This window comes from Halomonas citrativorans (assembly GCF_014898005.1).
Lineage (GTDB): Bacteria > Pseudomonadota > Gammaproteobacteria > Pseudomonadales > Halomonadaceae > Vreelandella > Vreelandella citrativorans.
The window spans coordinates 1-18,950 of record NZ_JABUYX010000023.1 but is presented as its reverse complement, the minus strand read 5'-3'; the positions used below and the strand labels follow the sequence as shown (position 1 = coordinate 18,950).

15 protein-coding genes and 1 pseudogene are annotated in these 18,950 nt (G+C 53.7%); 7 read left to right on the top strand and 9 right to left on the bottom strand.

Annotated elements, in window-relative coordinates; translation table 11 throughout:
• Window positions 1–62: 62 nt before the first annotated feature.
• The 5 genes from INT20_RS15235 to INT20_RS15215 all read right to left on the bottom strand — a co-directional run bounded on the left by INT20_RS15235 (window position 63) and on the right by INT20_RS15215 (window position 7,010).
• On the bottom strand, window positions 63–1,025 hold the full coding sequence (locus tag INT20_RS15235) for an ABC transporter substrate-binding protein (RefSeq protein WP_193057215.1): 963 nt from the start codon (window positions 1,023–1,025) through the stop codon (window positions 63–65).
• Between the two features lie 205 nt (window positions 1,026–1,230).
• A complete protein-coding gene (locus INT20_RS15230) occupies window positions 1,231–3,417 on the bottom strand; it encodes a TonB-dependent siderophore receptor (RefSeq protein ID WP_193057214.1) in 2,187 nt (728 codons plus the stop codon).
• A gap of 154 nt (window positions 3,418–3,571) precedes the next feature.
• Window positions 3,572–4,519, bottom strand: coding sequence for an alpha/beta hydrolase (locus INT20_RS15225; RefSeq protein ID WP_226912197.1), 948 nt, complete (start codon window positions 4,517–4,519; stop codon window positions 3,572–3,574).
• 59 nt (window positions 4,520–4,578) lie between these two features.
• The gene (locus tag INT20_RS15220) at window positions 4,579–5,874 is read right to left on the bottom strand and encodes a lysine N(6)-hydroxylase/L-ornithine N(5)-oxygenase family protein (protein ID WP_193057213.1); all 1,296 of its coding nucleotides are present in this window, start codon (window positions 5,872–5,874) and stop codon (window positions 4,579–4,581) included.
• A gap of 23 nt (window positions 5,875–5,897) precedes the next feature.
• Window positions 5,898–7,010, bottom strand: a complete 1,113-nt coding sequence (locus INT20_RS15215) for a GNAT family N-acetyltransferase (RefSeq protein ID WP_319022076.1) — start codon at window positions 7,008–7,010, stop codon at window positions 5,898–5,900.
• A gap of 221 nt (window positions 7,011–7,231) precedes the next feature.
• Between INT20_RS15215 and INT20_RS15210 the strand changes: the two genes are divergently transcribed.
• A complete protein-coding gene (locus INT20_RS15210; RefSeq protein ID WP_193057212.1) occupies window positions 7,232–8,887 on the top strand; it encodes a cyclic peptide export ABC transporter in 1,656 nt (551 codons plus the stop codon).
• On the opposite strand, the gene INT20_RS15205 is transcribed toward INT20_RS15210, so the two are convergent.
• Entirely contained in the window at window positions 8,873–9,484 is a 612-nt protein-coding gene (locus tag INT20_RS15205; protein ID WP_225736306.1) for a cytochrome b, read from the bottom strand. The two genes, INT20_RS15210 and INT20_RS15205, sit on opposite strands and share 15 nt — an antisense overlap.
• Window positions 9,485–9,488: 4 nt before the next feature.
• A complete protein-coding gene (locus INT20_RS15200; RefSeq protein WP_192539503.1) occupies window positions 9,489–10,460 on the bottom strand; it encodes a siderophore-interacting protein in 972 nt (323 codons plus the stop codon).
• A 175-nt stretch (window positions 10,461–10,635) separates the two neighbouring features.
• On the opposite strand from INT20_RS15200, the gene fhuB reads away from it, so the two are divergent.
• Genes fhuB through INT20_RS15185 form a run of 3 tightly spaced genes read left to right on the top strand, consistent with a single transcriptional unit; the run spans window position 10,636 to window position 15,111 of the window.
• Entirely contained in the window at window positions 10,636–12,636 is a 2,001-nt protein-coding gene (fhuB, locus tag INT20_RS15195; RefSeq protein WP_193057211.1) for a Fe(3+)-hydroxamate ABC transporter permease FhuB, read from the top strand.
• A 26-nt stretch (window positions 12,637–12,662) separates the two neighbouring features.
• Window positions 12,663–13,409, top strand: coding sequence for a siderophore-iron reductase FhuF (gene fhuF / locus INT20_RS15190; RefSeq protein WP_319643861.1), 747 nt, complete (start codon window positions 12,663–12,665; stop codon window positions 13,407–13,409).
• 43 nt (window positions 13,410–13,452) lie between these two features.
• Window positions 13,453–15,111, top strand: coding sequence for a multidrug ABC transporter permease/ATP-binding protein (locus INT20_RS15185; protein ID WP_192539506.1), 1,659 nt, complete (start codon window positions 13,453–13,455; stop codon window positions 15,109–15,111).
• A gap of 84 nt (window positions 15,112–15,195) precedes the next feature.
• On the opposite strand, the gene ltaE is transcribed toward INT20_RS15185, so the two are convergent.
• Entirely contained in the window at window positions 15,196–16,203 is a 1,008-nt protein-coding gene (gene ltaE / locus INT20_RS15180) for a low-specificity L-threonine aldolase (RefSeq protein ID WP_192539507.1), read from the bottom strand.
• Between the two features lie 86 nt (window positions 16,204–16,289).
• On the opposite strand from ltaE, the gene INT20_RS15175 reads away from it, so the two are divergent.
• Together INT20_RS15175 and speG are read left to right on the top strand one after the other, a co-directional pair.
• Window positions 16,290–17,501 carry an NAD(P)/FAD-dependent oxidoreductase gene (locus INT20_RS15175; RefSeq protein ID WP_192539508.1) on the top strand — a complete coding sequence of 404 codons (1,212 nt, stop codon included), beginning with the start codon at window positions 16,290–16,292 and terminating at the stop codon, window positions 17,499–17,501.
• A 65-nt stretch (window positions 17,502–17,566) separates the two neighbouring features.
• Complete coding sequence (gene speG, locus INT20_RS15170; protein WP_192539509.1) at window positions 17,567–18,091, top strand: spermidine N1-acetyltransferase; 525 nt, start codon at window positions 17,567–17,569, stop codon at window positions 18,089–18,091.
• Between the two features lie 236 nt (window positions 18,092–18,327).
• On the opposite strand, the gene INT20_RS15165 is transcribed toward speG, so the two are convergent.
• Window positions 18,328–18,684, bottom strand: a complete 357-nt coding sequence (locus INT20_RS15165) for a M48 family metalloprotease (RefSeq protein WP_226912202.1) — start codon at window positions 18,682–18,684, stop codon at window positions 18,328–18,330.
• A 41-nt stretch (window positions 18,685–18,725) separates the two neighbouring features.
• Between INT20_RS15165 and INT20_RS15160 the strand changes: the two are divergent.
• A pseudogene (locus INT20_RS15160) lies at window positions 18,726–18,950 on the top strand (IS256 family transposase); the annotation flags it as partial.

Sequence of the window (18,950 nt, the reverse complement as noted above, 5' to 3'; positions counted from 1 at the left end):
TAAACGTCTAATTGCTTTTCGTTTTTCCTCCTGTTGCCACTCTTTATATATTGTTAGCATATTCATGGGTTTGCTTCGACAGTACTGTTGGCTTTGCCACCTTCAATAACATGGCTAACAAGGTTGTTGGCGAAGCGTAGAGCTGAGGGAAACCCTCCCCATTGCCAATAGTTGAGCGGTAGAATTACATAGTTATTTTGTTTTACGCTTGGGAGGTGTCTCCACTGACCATCAGAGAGTAGTTGCTCCTGAAATCCAGCGGGGTCGAAGGGGCTTTCAAGAAATATAATTTTAGCATCGATGTTAAAGAGAGAGCTTACACTAGCATTCGTAATTCCCCATTGACCCATATCATCCTGCCAAGCGTTCTGGAGACCAAGGCGAATTAGCACCATGCCTTCAACGCCTCCTTTACCAAAAACACGGGCATGACGCTCATCCACTAGACGAACTATTAATAAAGGTTCGTCGATGCTATTAAGCTGTCTTTTTAAATCGTCAAATTGGTGATTGATTTGATTAATATAGCGCTCCGATGCGTCAGGATCATTGACTAGGATACCAAGCTGACGAGTCAATTCCTCTACTATTTCCCAGTGGTTCTGATCATCATTACTATCGGAAAAGTTATAAATTGGGTACTCCTTAATACTAGAAATTTCTCTGAGCTTGGGTAGTAAGTTGATATGGAGAGGAGGTGAAATCAAAATATGTTTTGGTGGAAGGCTTGCAAGAAGCTCAAAGTTAGGAAAGTGCCTACGGCCGAGGTTAGTCGCACTGGGGAGAATGCCATCATGACGTAAATATGTCTCGTACTCTGTGAGACCTGATAGAAAGCCAGGCGGGTGACCAATCGCGGTGAGTGTTTCGGCGATTGCGAAATCAAAGGTTGCTAAAGGGGCTACGCTGTTATCATCGCTTGCCATCGAAAAATTGCTAATTAACAAACCGATTAGCAAGGCGACTGATAAGGGAGTTTTTTTATAGCGAATAGAACGATAGATAATATCACTTTTATGTTTCACTATTATTCCTGTGTTTTGCGTATAAAGAGGCGTCATGATGGTTGTTAATTGTCCATGTTTAAGAGCAAGGCCAGTTATTAGACAAAGTTACAGCGGCCAGGGGTGGTCTGACCGCTGTTTTTTTATGCATGAAGCGTAGGATGGTTTTTCTACGTTCGTCGTCTAATGATCACATCCCAACATGATGTGTTGCGATTACCTCCGGTCACCACTGATAGGACGCCGTGCCGACGATACTGCGAGGTTCTCCGTAGTAACAAGCGAAGGTGCAGGACTCGATATAGGTTTTGTCAGTAAGGTTGGTCGCATTTAACGAGAGCAACCATGATCCTGTCTCATAGCTAACCATGGCGTCAAAAAGGGTAAAACCAGAGACTTTTCCATCAAGATAGGCGTTAGGAAGCGTTGAGCCAACATAACGTACGCCAGCGCCCAGCTTCAGGCTAGGTAAACCAAAATTGCCAAAGCGGTAATCACCCCATAATGAGAATTGGTTATAGGGTGCTTGACCGGTTCGCTCGCCGACTTTGTCGGGAGTAGCTGGACTGCTTTTCGTTGTACGCGCATCGGTATATGCATAGGCTGCGACCAGATTAGCGTTAAGGCCTATCTCTGTTTTGGCTTCCAGCTCGACGCCGCGAGAGCGCACCTCGCCTATTTGTGCTTGGAAGCTGGTATCCACCGGATCAGCAACTAGCACGTTTTCCTGAGTTAATTCATAAACGCTAGCGGTGAGCATGGTATCGCCCCCTTCGGGCTGATAGCGAATGCCTGCTTCAAACTGTTCCCCTCGGGTGGGCTCGAACTGATTGCCGCTGCGGTCGCTGCCAGTCGCTACTTCAAAGGATTGACTGAAGCTGGCAAAGGGAGCCAAGCCGTTATCGGCCAAATAAACGAATCCAACGCGGCCGGTGAAGGCATTGTCATCCTGCTGCGATCCTTGGGATGGATCGAAGTACCGCGAGGATTCTGTGTCGATCCAGTCCTGACGCCCTCCAAGCATGAACACCCATTGATCGGCAATCTTCATCTGGTTCTGAAGATACAGACCCACCTGTTCTTTGTGGTTGACTAGGGAGTAATCAAGAGGAATACGCTCACCGAGTTTGCCGCTTCCATAAATAGGATTATAGAGATCTAGAGAAGGGGCGGTTTGCTGGTAACGTTCGGTTTCGTGACGTTGGCGGACATAGTCGAGGCCGACCAGAGTAGTGTTGTCAGTCGCTCCGTACCCCCAGTCATACTGCAAGGACGTGTCGGAAGAGAGTGCCCTGGAGGCATCACGCCGATCAAATGCAGTTCTGGAATAGTGACGTCCAGCTGAGCTCTCAGGGCTCTGAACAATACTAGTGAGGTCATAGTCTCGATCAGAGTGGAAACTGCGCAAATTGTGGCGCAATTTCAATCTATTGGAGAAATCGTGCTCGAACAAATAGCCAAGGGAATAGCTTTCGTTATCGTAGTCATCGAAGCCGGGCTCGCCAACGAATCGCTCCCGAGGGATATCGCCGTTGGGGTTGGGTAGAATGGTGCCGCTGGCGGGTAACCCATAGACATAAGTCGTCTCGTCCCGCTGATACTCGCTGAGTAGGGTTAGCGAGGTACCCTCGTTTGGTTGCCACTTAAAAGCAGGTGCGATGTAGGTGCGATCATCCGGCACATGGTCGATAAAGGTATTGCTATCGCGGCGGAGCATGGTTAAGCGGTAAGAAAACTGCCCTTCTTCATCCAGGGAGTCGGAGAAGTCTGCAGAGACCTGACGCCGATCAAAACTGCCTACCTGTAGATTAACTTCGCGCAAAGGTTCGCTGATAGGGCGCTTACTGACCGCATTGATCAACCCCCCAGGAGACGCCACGCCATAGAGAATTGACGATGGCCCCTTTAGTACCTCCAGCCGTTCCAGACCATACAATTCCTGCTGGCCATCAAAGGTATTGGCTTGATATTTGCTGCCATCCCGGTAACCAGTATGCACGCTGAAGCCGCGAATCATCATGCTGTCATGGGTTGTATCAGCACCTCCCCCGCCATAAGAATTTGCCACGCCCGCAGTATAGCCTAGCGCTTGGTTGACGTTCCGCGCACCATAATTGCGGAATTCTTGACTGCTGACCACTGAGATAGACTGTGGCGTTTCAATAATAGGTGTGTCGGTTTTGGTGCCTGTTGCGCTGCGAGTGGCTGCAATACCTTGTACAGGCCCCGTTGCTTCTTCATAGAGACGACTTTCGGTTACTTGTAAGGTAGGCAGTGTGGCTCTTGTGTCGCTATTTTCAGCAGTGCCTTGAGCGAGCACAGCCGGTGCTGCGAATAGTGTCGCAGCACAAGTGTTGGCAATGGCCGCAGAGAGAAGATGCCTGCGTAGACCACTACGATGAAGATAGTGCATGGTAATCCCCTTGAATGATATTTGTATGCTAATAGTAATTGTTGTTATTAGTATTATGTTCTTAGTTTGTATTGGCATGCAACACTCTGTTGCCCAAAGTGGTACGTGGCAGTGAATGGCGTCATATGAAGGCCTTATTGGACTGCCACCACATCTACTGTGTGGGATGGTTGGTAAAATGCTGCTGTAGCGCCTTTGCGATATCCGCGCGCACCTGACCGGTAGCGTCGGGCGTAATGCTGCCCAGGCGTGCGAAGTCGTGCACCATGCCGGGGTATATGATCAGCTGGGTATCCACGTTCGCTTCCTGTAAACGGTTCACGTAGGCGATGCCTTCATCGATCAGGGGGTCATGTTCAGCTAGGGCAATAAACGCAGGTGGTAGGTTTTTGAGTTCTGCAGCCTCCAATGGCGCAAAACGCCAATCGTGGCGTTCCTCATCGCTATTTAGATAGTGGCCAAACATCCATTGCAGGGTGTCTGCTTCCAGCAGGTAGCCTTGTGCGTATCGACGATGAGACTCGCTGTCCTGCCAGGCACTGGTGCAGGGGTAGAGTAGGATCTGGCAGCGTGGAAGGTGCCAACCATTATCGCGTGCTGACATGCAAAGGGCCGTGGCGAGAGTGCCTCCTACACTGTCACCACCGACGGCGATACGTGAGGTATCGATGCCCATCGCTTCTCCATGCTTCAGCAGCCAGCAATAGGCATCTTCAGCATCGTGAAACGCCGTCGGAAACTTGTGCTCGGGGGCCAAGCGATAGTCGACGGCAAGCACTGTGTAGCCAGTCGCCTGGGCGATGCTTTGGCAGAGCGAATCATGAGAATCCAGGCTGCCTAATAGGTAGCCGCCGCCATGGAAGTAGAGCAAGGTGGGTGATAAAGCCTCTTTGCCTTGGTAGTGGCGTAGTTCAAGATGGTATCCATCTCGGCAGGTGATACTCAATGATGTTGCGTCGTTAGAAATTGGCTCATCAAGCATCTGTGATGATGCTTCGTAAGCAGCGCGTGCTTGTTGTGGTGAGAGCGAGTGGAAAGGTGGGTTGCCGCTATCGGCGACCAGGTCTAAGAAAGCGGCGATATCAGGATGTAGGGACATCATGGGTGTAAGTCTCAGTATTTGGGGTCGCCCTGAGAGAGCGACCATGCTTTGATGGGCTATTAGTCTGTGGCTACCAGTGATGGAGCTGGGGTATCTGAATGGGCTGTTGATAGTGCCTCATCAAGCACTTCACAAATCTCACTTGTCCGTGCCGCCAAAATAGACAGCAGGGTATCGCTCAAGCCATGGGTGGGTTCGCAACAGCCCTGCAAGAAAATAGCCGGTTTGAACGAAGGTTTGGTATAGAGCTGATAGCTGCGGTTAACGGCAAATTCCGGCAAGAACTCAGCTATTGGGGCCAGCAGCCGTTTATGAGTGTCGCGTACATAGCCGGTGGCTAACACTACTGCGTCGTAGCGGGTGGGCTCTGTGTGACCGCTCTCCAAATCTCGCACAAGTAGCTCAACGCCTTCGGTAGTTGCTTCGCTGCCAATCACCTCATGGCGACGGCGGAAGCGGTGGCGGGCCTGGCCGGTTACTTTTTGCTGATAGAACACATCGTAAATCTCCTGAATCAGCGCCAAGTCAGGGGCTGAGTAGTTGGTGCTTTTGTACTCCTGCAGCAGCGCTTCCCGCTGGCCGGTGGGATTGTTGAATACGTAGTCGGTGTATTCGGGGTTGAAAATCTCGTTGACGAAGGGGCTATCATCGGAGGGTTTAAAGGCCCACGCCCGGCTAATAAGATCCACCTGAATGCCTTCACGGCCGTGTAAGTCAAGGAATATCTCAGCGGCGCTCTGGCCTGCACCAATCACAGCGATGCGTTTGGGAACGTCTTGCTTCGCCAGCTCACGAAGGTAGTGGCTGGAGTGGAAGACCCGCGGGTCGTCTTTTAGCCCGGCGAAGCATTCAGGCACATTGGGCGCGCCACCCACACTGATCACTAGCGAGCGAGTGAGCCTTTCATGCACCGCACCACTCGCATCCCGTGAACGCACGCGGAGGTAGGCGACCTCGTCATTATCAGTTTCGGGCAATACTTCAAACACATCCTCTCCATAGGCGCACTGATGTTCAAAGTGGCTGGCAGTCCAGCTTAGGTAGTCATTGAACTCATGGCGGCTGGGGAAGAAGGTTTGTAGGTTGATAAAGTCCTGCAGGCGGCCTTTGCTGTGGAGGTAATTGAGAAAGCTGAAACGGCTGCCTGGGTTACGCGGAGTGACTAGGTCTTTGAGAAAAGAGATTTGCATATGGGCATTTTCCAGCAGCATATGCGGGTGCCAGGCAAAGCAAGGCTGGCGCTCAATAAACAAGGCATCCCGCGCTTGCCCTGCCTGGTGTTGCTCGTCAAGCGCAATGGCTAGGGCAATATTGGAGGGGCCGAAGCCGATGCCGATCAAGTCGTGAATATGCATAAGAGTCCTCGTGGCTGACGTGTTTATGGGGTGAAGCGTGCATCGGGTCGTGGCGCTGACCCAGGGTGAGGCGGCAGTGGAACCCAGCAGCGCTCGTTGAAAAAGTGTTCGCGTAGCTGCATGCCGAGCATGGCCCGCTTGTGGGGAAAGTCGAACGCCTTAACATGGGCATAACCGCACTGGGCAAGGTTGCGCAGCATCTTGGCGTTATCCACGCGGGGTTCAATCACCAAGCGCTGAGTGCGGCAGTCGTCGAGGAACAGGTAGTGCGAGATAGAGGGCATCCAGGCGGCGACATAAGGCCGCCCGCGAAAAGCGGCTTCGCCGATCAGTACGTGCCAGCCGCGATCAAAGTCACCGGCAGCGTAATAAGCGCCGATACGATCCTCCTTGGCCCAATAGGTCTCGAAGTAGCCGAAGGGTTTGCCGTCAATACAGCCGATCAGCGGTACCACACTGGGATTTTGCAACGTGCTTTCCAGCCGCTCGCGGTGCTGTTGCAGAGCACCCTGTTCTTCCCAGAAGTGGGCGACAACTGGGTCATTCATCCAGCGGTTGAAGCGCTCTAGGTCAAGCTCCAGGTCAAGTGCGCGAAAACTCAGAGTGGCATTCAGCCAGGGAATATGGCGTTGATAGACTGTTCCACTGGGGCGCGGCGGGCGGCGTAGATGGCGCTTTCCACTCTCCAAAATGGGCTGTTGCGGGTAGGGACGCATGGAGGGGGAGGTGAGCCAAAGGGTTGGCAACTGCCAGAATAGCTCCGCGTAGGCCCAGAGTTTGCCATGGGGATCTTTTACCGCGATTCCATTGGCACATAGAGTAGTATGTAAAGCCGAGGGGAGCTGCAAGTGAAGCGCTACAGTACCTGAGTGAAAGGCAAAAGCCCCTTCGATAGCAGCAAGTAATGCCGGGAGAGGCGGTGCTGAACGCTGTGACCATTGCAGCATCAAGGTGCTGTTATCGTCTACTAATGACCACTCAAGACGCTCTTGATGTCCTTCCACATAAAGTGTCTGCGTGGTTACCTCATAGGTAACTTGATAGGTGCACCCCTCAGGGCGTGAGAGCAGCGAGGCCACCGCGGGGCTTTCATAGGGTACGTCTACCTGTGTTTGTGCCTGGACAGAACTGGACACCGCAAAGCTCCTATCAATAAGAACGAATCACAAAAACGAATCGAAAAATCAAAGAAAAAGCAGCCGTAAAAATTACCTGCCACGGGCGGCATTACTGACTTCCTTATCTAAGGACGAATGAGAATGAGGCTTGTTTACATGAAAATTGATTAACTTTTTGCGGGAGTGATTCGTCTTTAGAGGTAGCTGCCGGTTTTCAATCGCTTTCCAACGAGGTGAATGTGCTTTCCTATCTGTTTCGTCGAACCCGCGGGCTGATGACCGCCGCTGCCCTGGCCAGTATTCTCTCGGGGCTTTTCAGCGTGCTGCTGATTGCTCAAATTAATACAGCGCTAAACAGCGATGCCGCTAGCCGTGCCAGTGCGGCTTGGGGCTTCGCGGGGATTGCTGTGGCCCTAATGGTCTGTCGGATGGTGTCGACGGCGCTGTTTGAGCGGTTGGGGCAGCGTGCTCTGGCCGAGTTGCGCAGTTTTGTCGCCCAGTGCGTGGCCGAGACCCCCTTTGCTCGGTTCGAGCGTGTTGGTAGCGCGCGGATCCAGTCGGCGCTCACCGAGCACAGCAACAATGTGGCGGTACTGTTCGTTAGCTTGCCGGTGATTTTGACCAATACGGTTATCGTGGTGGGGTGCTTGGGCTACCTGGCAATGCTCTCATGGCAGGTGTTTTTATTTGCACTTGGGGTGATTGGGCTGGGCGCTGTCGGCTACCATCTGGTGCACTTACGCGCTATTCATTACCTCCAGGATGCCTCGTCAGAGCAGGATCGCTTGTTTGGACATTTCCGCGCGCTGACCGATGGTGCAAAAGAGTTGCGGCTACACCAACGCAAGAGCCGGGTCTTTATGGATCAGATATTGGGGGAGTCGGTTGAAGGCGTGCGGCGGCTGCGTACCTATGGCATGTCGCTGTTCGTGATCTCGACCAGTTGGGGGCAGTTCCTGATGTACGCCTTTATCGGTCTGGTGCTGTTTGTGTTGGCGGGCGATGGGCCTAACCAAACCCAGGTAATGACCGGATTTGCCCTGGTGTTTGTGTTTATGGTGACCCCCCTTGAAGGCTTGCTGATCAATATCCCGCGGATCAATATGGCGCGGGTAGCTGCTAGTCGAATTGATGACATCACACGCGAGATGCCCCAGGGGCAGGAGAGACAAGCGACTACCCAGACTACCCAGGTGCCTGCTTTGCAGCATCTTGAGTTGCGCGAAGTCACCCATCAGTACTACCACGAGCAGAGCGATGACTTCTTTGAGTTGGGGCCGATTGATCTGAGCTTTACGCCGGGGGAAGTGGTGTTTCTGGTGGGGGGCAACGGTAGCGGTAAGACCACGCTGGCCAAAGTGGTAGTGGGGCTTTACCCGCCGGAAGGTGGCGAGGTGTTGCTCAATGGCGAACGTGTCGAGGCGGATAGTTGGGATGCCTACCGGCAGCTCTTCTCGGTGGTGTTCTCGGACTTCCATCTCTTTGAGCGCCTGTTAGAAGCGCCGCGGGAAGGCTTGGACGAGGAGGGTAATCGCCTGCTGGCCAAGTTGCACCTGCAGCACAAGGTGCGGGTTGAAAACGGTGCGTTCACCACCCAAGCACTCTCTCAGGGGCAACGTAAGCGCTTGGCGCTTGTCGTGGCCTACCTTGAGGATCGGCCTTTCTTGGTGTTTGACGAGTGGGCGGCGGATCAGGATCCGTTATTCAAAGAGGTGTTTTACTGCGAGGTATTGCCCGAGCTAAAACGCATGGGCAAGGCAGTGCTGGTCATCACCCACGATGACCGCTATTTCCACCTCGCGGATCGGTTGGTGCGGCTAGAAAGCGGTAAGTTGTTGGCTGCCGTGCCTGAGGCTGTCAGAGAGCCGAAAGCGGCCCACTCACCGGTCATTTGAGCCAGCCATACGTGCCAAAACCTTATCCTTGAGCCAAAAGCGGTGAATCAGCGCTATCGCGATGTGGCCGATGACTAATCCTAATAGTAGCCATGAGAGCGGGCCGTGGAGAAGATCGGCGGGGGCGATCATCCAGATGATGTCGCGCTCGGCTTCTGGTAGTAGTTCCAGGCCATAAAAGCGCAGCGCTCCGCCGCGCCCATATTGGCGCAAAATAGCGAAAGCGGGCAGCCACAATAACAGCCCATAAAATGTGACATGGACGACGCGCGCCATGTGCCCACCCAGCCCTGGCGCTTGTGGCGGGCGCTGCTTGCGGTTAAGCCATGCCCAGCCAAGCCGGGCCAGGGTGACGGTCAGCATTAGAAAGCCTAATGAACCGTGGGGCCCGATACTCGCTAAGAGAAGCGTGATACTGCTTTCGCCTATTCCTCGCCACGCCAACAAAACGGTAAATTGCAGTGTGACTAGGGCTGCGGTTAGCCAATGCAGTGCCCGGCTGACCCGCCCATAGCGGTTTGGGCTGTCTCGCCAGCGCAAAGACGCATGAGCTGATGAACTTATGTGGTCATTGCTCAATGTCGTGTTGTTTGCCATTCCCTTAACCATTGGCTTTGCCCTGGCGCCAGTAGCCCATGCTGGTAACGTACTGCTTAGGGAGCCCACACTCGTTGACCAAATAGCGACGCAGCTTCATGGCGACCTTGGTTTCAGCGGCGATCCAGGTGTAGAAGGGTGCACTGTCGTCCAGGGTGGCGGGTTCCCAGAGCGGGGCATTTTCATCCTGGTCTAGTTCATCATGGCTGGGTGCTCCTTCACTGCCTTCATTCTCGCAGCCGCTGCTCGCGGTTAAAGGAGTGCCCCCTAGTGCAACAATCTCTTGCTGCAAATCGATATCGCGCAGCGCTCTCATCAGTAGCTCACCATGCTGGCATCCGGGCTCGGCATCGCGGGCCAGCCAGTGCAGCTTGGCGGCTTGGGGAAGCGGCTGGACATCATCTCTATGGGGGACTTCGAGAAGGGCTTCGACCTTGGGTTTTAGGGGTAAGCCATCAAGGGTTTCCAGAATGCCTGCCGCGGCGGGAAGAGCGGTTTCATCAGCGATGATAAGAATACGGCGCACACCTTGGGGTGGCTTCCACTCGTAACCCTGTTTTGGACCTTCCGCATTGGCGGCTGGGGCCGTCATGGCAAGGCGATCACCTGGACGGGCGTACATTGCCCAGCGCGATGCAGGGCCGTTATCGCCATGGAGTACAAACTCTATATCCACCTCAGCCTGCTCTGAGCGTAGGGCGCGAATGGTGTAGGTGCGCGCAGAGGGGCGGTGGTTATCCGGCAATGCACGGTAGGCGCCGTACCAATCGTGCTCTTCCAGCTTGGCAATCTCGAACAACGGGTCGAGATTGCCGCCGCCTTCAGGAAAGAACAGCTTGACGCGTTGATCTGGTGCGTAGGTCGCCATTTGACGGACATCAGGGCCAGTAAATGTGAATTTAACTAACGAGGCGCTGACCTGGGTACGCCGAGCGAGAGTGATATCAAAAAGCTGGTAGCTTTGCTTGGCCGCCATGGTAACTGTCTCCTTTAATAAAGGCGCCAATTGTAGTGCTAATCGTTATCATTTAGAATCCTTATTAATCATTCCATTACCTACTTTCAGATACTTTTAAGGCTAATAAAATGACGCTGTTGCTTATCGCGCCCCGCATGGCGTTATGTTCGTCTAACAAAAAAGAGTATTCGCTATGTTAGGCGCCGGACAATTTGCCCAGAGAATGGGGACGATGTCGCCCGCTAAAGCCTGCTTATTGCTTAGTCTGCCAATGGTGGTGCTGTTTTGGGTGGAGCTGCAAGGCCAAGGCGGTTTTGCACGGGGCTTACAGGCATTAGTAGCCCCTTCTTTTGAGAACGTTGACGAGCTGCTGCTTTACTACGCTTGGTGGCCGCGCCTCTCTATCGCCCTGCTCGCTGGGGGCGGCTTGGGGTTGGCAGGCGTGCTCATGCAGCAGGTGCTGCGCAACCCGTTGGCTTCGCCCACCACCCTAGGGGTGGCATCGGGCGCTAACCTGGCGTTGATGACCGCCACCTTGCTGGCGCCGGGGCTGCTTGTCGCCGGGCGCGAATGGGTCGCCTTATTGGGCGGTGCGCTAGCGGTTGGATTAGTGTTTCTGCTCTCCTGGCGGCGTGGGTTGGCGCCGATCGTGGTGGTGCTGGCGGGCTTGGTGGTCAATCTGTACTTGGGGGCGCTCTCTACGGCACTGTTATTGTTTAACCACGAGGCGCTCTCGGGACTACTTATCTGGGGCGCGGGATCGCTGGCGCAAAATGGTTGGGACGGGGTTGCGGTACTCTGGCCCCGGCTGGCGATTAGCTGCGTGGCCGCGTGGTTTTTGCTGCGCCCTTTGGCGGTGCTGGAACTTGATGATGCGAGCGCCAAGAGCCTGGGCGTCTCACTTGCCTATTTACGCTTTGCAGGAATGGGGTTGGCGGTATTTATTACCGGCAGCATTGTTAGCGTGGTGGGCATCATCGGCTTTATCGGCCTGGCAGCGCCCAATATTGTACGCATGGTCGGCGCGCGACGCTTAGGTGCGAGGTTGCTTTGGTCGACGTTGTTGGGAGCCGTGTTGTTGGCCACCACTGATCTGTTGCTGCAGCAGTTCTCTGGTATGGCTGCAGCCTTTATTCCCACCGGGGCGATTACCGGTGCTTTGGGAGCACCTCTTTTAATGTGGCTGATTCCACGCCTAAAACTTCAGGGCGACCAGCCGCCGAAAGGGGCCGGGGTTTTTGCACATCGTCATCCTGCGCCGTCACGTTTAGCCACCGGATTACTGCTGGCGTTACTGGGTGCAACGGTTCTTGGCTTGCTGTTTGGGCAGGGCGTAGACGGCTGGTATTGGCTGGCGCCCAATAACTGGAATGTCATGCAGTGGCGCATGCCCCGCGTGATGGCGGCCGCGGCTAGTGGGTTAATGTTGGCAATTGCGGGCACGATTCTTCAGCGCCTTTCCGCTAACCCGATGGCCAGTCCCGAAGTATTAGGGATTAGCGGTGGCTGTGCCATTGCGCTGATACTGGGAATTTTCCTGCTACCTGCACCCACCAATATGATGTTGATTGTCGTGGGTACCCTAGGGGCTTTCGCGACGCTGCTGGTGTTGGTGGGTATTAATCGCAAGAGTGGTTATCTCCCCGAACGTTTGCTGCTTACCGGGGTGGCGGTCAGTGCTCTGTTTGATGCAGTGCGCAGCGTGATGCTGGCGGGTGGCGACCCTAGAGGTCAGCAGGTGATTGCTTGGCTTGCGGGTTCTACGTATTACGTGGATGTTACCAATGCGATAGTCGTAGGGGGTATTGCAGCCGTGCTGGCGTTGGTTACGCTGCCCTTCACTCGCTGGCTGGATATCCTGCCATTAGGCGCACCAACGGCGAAGGCTCTTGGAGTGTCGCTCAATCGGGCCCGTTTGGCCCTGCTGTTATTGGTGGCGCTGCTAACCGCCTGTGCCACGTTGGTGGTGGGGCCGCTTTCGTTTATTGGCCTGCTGGCACCGCATATGGCGCGTTTGGTGGGCTTCTCCAAGGCTAGACAGCATCTGCTGGGAGCGGCGTTAATCGGTATGCTGCTGATGGTGCTGGCCGATTGGGTGGGGCGTCAGATTATTTTTCCCTATGAGATTCCTGCAGGATTGGTTGCTTCGTTGATTGGCGGTGCCTACTTCATGTGGGGGCTGCGGCGGCTATGAGAGAGGCAGCGAGTGCGCTATCGGTCGTGAACCCAGCAGACGCGTTGCTGGCGCTCTACCGTCAGCCGCCGTTGAATAACTTAAAAGCGCCCTGCTTTGGTCGGCCTGATGTTCCTACGCTGGGAGCCTCGGAACTGCTGGATCGGGAGGTGCTAAACGCGCAGTTGGCCCGTTATCGCCGATACCACGGTGACGATGCCGACTTTCTGGCAGTCGCTTCGCTGTGGTCGAAATTTCATTTCGGCAGCGTCTCAATTCCGACTCTGGTGGCCAATTTGTTGTTGGGCTACGACTTGCCGGTGGGTGGGGATGAGTTACGGCTGGCATTGGATGATCACGGCCTGACAACGCGTGTCTGGCTGCCTCACGGTGGCGAACCGTTGGCTTCTAACGCACTCCAGGCGCGCTTCAGCCGTCTATTCGATGACCACTGTGCGCCGCTTATTGACGCGCTGGCCGAGGTCTCTGGGCTTTCTGCCAAGGTGTTCTGGAGCAATCTCGGCCATTATGTGGAATTTGTGGGCAGAACCTGCTCACAGCATCCTGCGTTTATCGGCGCTGGTGAGCCACTGCTGGATTATCTTGCTACCCAGACATTAGCAAACGGGCGGCGCAACACGCTTTACCAGCCGGTGCGCTACCTGGAACTCGGCGGAGAAACGCCTGCTCGCGTGCGGCGGCTGTGCTGTATCAAGTATCGGTTACCTGGGGAGCCACTGTGCGGCGGCTGCCCGCTGAAACCTGAAAATCGTCCGGCTAAGCGCCAGCGCTAGCGGTGCGCCATCCCACCTTTTGAATCGCCAGGAGATCTATTGCATGGAGCTATTGAGGATTGTATGGCGTGATTACCGCTGGCCGTTTGTCGGTGTAGTGCTTCTTAGTTTGACAAGCGCTGGCCTGGGTATTGGTGTCATCGCTTTTATTAATCAACGATTGCTGGGCTCGTTCGCCGACCCCTGGCGCATTCTGCCTGAGTTTCTGGGGCTGATAGCATTATTACTGGTTATTACCCTGGCGTCACAATTGGCGCTGACCACGCTGGGCCATCATTTCGTCTACCGGCTGCGGGGGCAGTTGGTTAAGCGAATACTGGATACCAGCATTGAGCGCGCCGAGCAGATTGGCAGTGCGCGTTTGTTAGCGAGTCTCTCCACCGACGTAAGCTCAGTGACCGTTGCGTTTATACGCTTGCCGGAACTGGTGCAGGGCGGGGTGCTGACGGTAGGTGCTACGCTTTACTTGGCATGGCTTTCGCCTACCATGCTGGGCGTCACCGCGCTTTGGGTGATCGTGACGGTTTTAATTGGCATACGCCTGGTGGCTCGTGTCTATGGGCATATGGCCAAACTTCGCGAGATACAGGATCGTCTCTATGCGGATTATCAGGCGGTTATTGAGGGGCGCAAAGAGCTGGCGCTCAACCGCGACCGCGCCGAATGGCTGTATCGAGATGTCTATACGCCTAACGCAAAGGATTGTCGGCGCCATTTTATTCTTGGAGATACCTACCATCTAAGCGCGGTGAACTGGTTCAACATCATGATGCTCGGGGCCATTGGTGTGGCGTTCTTTTTGGCCAACGGTTTGGGATGGGCATCGGTACAGGTCGCCACTACCTTTTCACTTACGCTGCTGTTTTTACGCGCGCCGCTTATCCAAGCGATCGGTGCTTTTCCGACGCTGATTAACGCTCGTGTGGCATTCGAAAAGATCAGCAGTTTAGACTTGGCCGAGCATCGTGAGGCATTCGGGCACTCTGCGTTGCGTCATGACTGGCAAGCGCTGATCCTGAAGCAAGTTAGTTATCGTTATCCAGATGAAGAATCCCGGCCGGGCTTTGCTATCGGCCCTATCGACCTGACCTTGAGACGAGGCGAGGTGGTGTTCCTGATCGGCGGTAACGGCAGTGGAAAATCGACGTTGGCGAGGCTGCTTACCGGGCTTTATCAGCCCCAAAGCGGCTGTGTACAGGTTGATGGAAGGCCGCTGGAGGAGGACGACTGGACGCGCTATCGCCAGCACTTCTCGGCGATTTACACCGACCTGCATCTGTTTGACCGCCTGATGGGGCCAGCTGGCGAGTCACCTGACCCGGCGCTGATGGAAGAGTGGCTTGCCGCACTGGGCATGCATAGCAAACTCGATTTCGACGGCGGCCGTATCACCAATATCAATCTCTCTCAGGGGCAGCGCAAGCGTCTGGCGATGCTGCTGGCAGTCGCTGAACAACGCGACCTGCTGCTGCTTGACGAGTGGGCCGCCGACCAAGACCCCCAATTCCGCCGCGTTTTTTACCGTGAGCTATTGCCGAAGCTTAAGGCGCTGGGAAAGACAGTAGTCGTCATCAGCCATGACGATCACTACTTCGATCAAGCTGACCGCCTGCTGGAAATGCGCCAGGGGCAGTTGGTAGAGCTTACCGGTGAGCAGCGAGAAGCGGCCAGCCGCGATGCAGTGGCCCAGGTAAGCGGGTAAGCGGGTAAGTGAGGCTGAAATATCATGGTTTAAGGGGGCAAGGATTTTGTTTTACAAGCCTCGCTACTCTAAGTGATCAGCCACCTACTGCTGTTTAAAATACGCCTCCATCACCTCAAGCACTTTATCGATATCGGCATCGTCAATATCACGGTGAACGACAAGGCGCGTGGCATATAAAAGCTCAATTAAAATGCCGTGCCCTTTAAGCCAGGTTGAAAGAGGCGCTACGTGTTCGTCTGGAATGCTTACAAACACCATATTGGTGGCTTGAGAGGTAATCTCGACGCCCGGTAGCGCGGCCAAACCTTGTGCTAAACGTGTGGCACGCTGATGATCTTTTGCCAAGTCATCCATATGATGATCCAAAGCATACTGGCATGCCGCCGCAATAATTCCTGCCTGGCGCATACCGCCACCCACAACTTTGCGCCAGCGCCGGGCGCGTTCGATAAACGCCTGAGAGCCTACCAGGGCAGAGCCAATGGGCGTTCCCATTCCTTTTGAAAAGCATAGTGAGACACTGTCGAACGGCGTGCAAAGCTGTTCCAACGACGCTTGAGACGCCACCGCGGCGTTAAACAGGCGTGCGCCATCCAGATGCGTTGATAAACCGCGCGAGCGGGCAAATTCGGTTGCCTGGCGCACGTAATCTTCAGGCAGCACCTTGCCGCCAATGGTGTTTTCCAGTGTTAAAAGGCGCGTGCGGGCAAAGTGAAAATCATCGGCTTTAATCGCCGCGCTGATTTTTTCCAGTGGTAGGCTGCCGTCGCTGGCGTTCTCAATGGGCTGCGGCTGAATGCTGCCCAGCACGGCGGCGCCACCCCCCTCGTAACGATAGGTGTGAGCGGATTGGCCCACGATATACTCATCACCGCGTTCGCAGTGGGCCATCAGGCCGACTAGATTGCTCTGTGTGCCGCTGGGGAAAAGCAGCGCCGCCTGCTTGCCGGTGATCGCTGCCAGGTTTTTCTGAAACGCATTTACCGTCGGGTCATCACCCCAAACATCGTCGCCTACCTGTGCACTCATCATGGCTTCCAGCATGGCCGGGGACGGGCGAGTTACCGTATCGCTACGTAAATCAATCATGAAATGTTCCTTTTATAAATAAGTGATTTCTACGACAAGCAACTATTGTTAAAGCTATCGATACCACACTCTGTAAAGGGAAGAAGATGGATCTTAAAAGCGGCTATCCGTTTTGGGCAGTAAAAAATGGTTTGTTGGCTACTTTCCCACAGCTAACCCATGACCATCAATGTGACGTAGCGGTGATTGGTGGCGGGATTACCGGAGCACTGATTGCCAATGAGCTAAGTCAGCATGGCCACCACGTGGTGGTACTCGAGCGTCGAGACATCGGCTGGGGGAGTACGGCGGCGAGTACCGCGCTGTTGCAGTATGAAATTGATACTCATATGAGCGAGCTTGCCGAGCGTTACGGTGAGGCGAATGCGGTACTTGCCTATCGCGCCTGTGCCGAGTCGATTCTTGAGCTTGAGGCCTTGGCGCTTGGGCTGGAAGACGTAGAGTTTGAGCGCCAAAAAAGCCTCTATTTTGCAAGCAACGAAGACGACGTCGCATCTTTAAAAGCGGAGCTGCTGCTACGTAATAAAAACGGCTTTGAGGCCAGCTGGCTGGAGCGAGCAGCGCTTATAGAACGCTATGGTTTCGACGCGCCTGGGGCTATTTTAACGGAGCTTGCGGCAAGCATGGATCCTTATCGAATGGCCTATCAGCTGTTTAGCAAGATAGCCACACGGGACAGCGAGGTGTATGACCGTACCCAGGTTGAGCGCATGACCCAGCATGACCAGCATATAGCGCTTACGCTAACTAATGGCGCAACGCTCACCTGTCAGCAGGTAGTGGTTGCTGCAGGCTATGAGTCCCAGGCGTGGCTGCCTGAACCCGTGGCGAAAAATCGCAGCAGCTATGCGTTTATTACCGACCCGCTGACGCCTGAAATGCTGGGTGAGCTACAACATACGCTAGTCTGGGAATCGGCGCGGCCGTATCTTTATCTGCGTACCACTCAAAATGGGCGCCTGCTGGTGGGTGGGGATGATGACGAGCAGGATATCCCCAATCGCCGCGATGACCGGGTACTGGAAAAAGCCCAAGGGCTGGCTGATAAGGTAAAGGCACTTTGGCCGTCATTAACAATTAATCCTACTTTTAGCTGGGCGGGCACGTTTGCTGAAACAAGCGACGGACTGCCTTATTTTGGCCCTCACGATGCCCATGGACCCAACGTGCATTTTGCCATGGCTTATGGCGGCAACGGCATTAGCTACAGCATGATCGGCGCAAAATTATTGCGTGCGTTAATTGAGGGGAAAGAGCATCCTTTAGCCGAGCTATTTTCTTTTAAACGCCATGTTTAAACCACGTTGTGGCTATTTGAGTTATTACGACAGTCAATAACCACTACACGATGAGAGCAGTATCCATGAGCCATCTACTTTTTTTACGTGCGCTGGAACGTAGTGACCTACGTTTCGTGCATGAGTTAAATAATAATCAAAGCATTATGTCTTACTGGTTTGAGGAGCCATACGAGTCGTTTGATGAGCTAGAAGAGCTTTATAATAAGCATATTCATGACAATGCCGAGCGACGCTTTGTAGCCGAAGATAGTGCCGGTGTGGCTATTGGGTTGGTGGAGCTGATTGAAATCGACTACATCCATCGTAGCGCTGAATTTCAAATCATTATTACGCCAGACCATCAAGGAAAAGGCTTTGCTCGCTCACTGATCCGTCAAGCCTTGCATTATTCCTTTACTATTTTAAATATTCATAAGGTGTTTTTAATTGTGGCAGTGGAAAATGTCAAAGCAATCCACCTTTACGAAGAGAGCGGGTTTATCGAAGAAGGACACTTGGTTCAGGAGTTCTTTATCAATGGCAAATACCGCGATGTAAAGCGCATGTATATTCTGCAGGATACTTATTTGACGCAGTTGGAGGAATAGTAAGAGAGGAGCAGTAAAGTAGTGTGAAAGTGCTTTTTAAATATATGATACTGAAATTTTATAAATTAATATAAAGCATTAAATGTGAAGAGAATGTCAATTATTAAGTCGTGTTGGTTTTTTAGATCGGTATGCGAGTTGATTAAACGATTTTTTAATTGAGGTGTTATACATCATAAAGCAGTACTCCTGCCATCAGCATCGTGGCTATCTGGCAGGAGTAAATAAACGATTGCTTAATTAAGCGTGGTTTCTAAGCGACTCGCACGATCGCCAGCGGCTGGGTGGCTAGAAAAGAAGCTACTATTATTACCATATTTGGCTTCAAGTTTGCGCAGCGCAGTGATTGAGGCCTCAGCATCCATATTATGCTCCTGTAGAAGCTCAATGGCATAGTCATCAGCTTCATTTTCCTGACGCTGAGAGAACTGGGCATTAATAAGCTTTTCTCCTAAATCGCCAAGTTCAGAAGTAGATAGGACGGCGGCGGTGCTGCTGCCGCTTGAAGCCGCAGCTTCACGTGCCGCAGACGCAGCGTAAGCGACCTGGAAAGCCCGCTTGGAGTGTCCTAAAGCGACATGGGTAGTGTTCAGAATTCTGTGTCACTTCTACCCTAAGAGGAAAGAGGTGATGTATGACACAAGCAACATTTGACATGGACGCGGCGCTGAAAGCCCTGCGAGAAGGGAAAGATCTCACCGGCAAGGAGGGCATTCTGACGCCGCTCATCAAGCAGTTGACCGAGGCTGCCATGCAGGCGGAGCTCGACGCGCATCTCGACAATCAAGAGACGCCCAACCGCAAAAACGGGGGCTCTCCCAAGACCATGAAAAGCCCTGCAGGCCGCTTTGAGCTAACC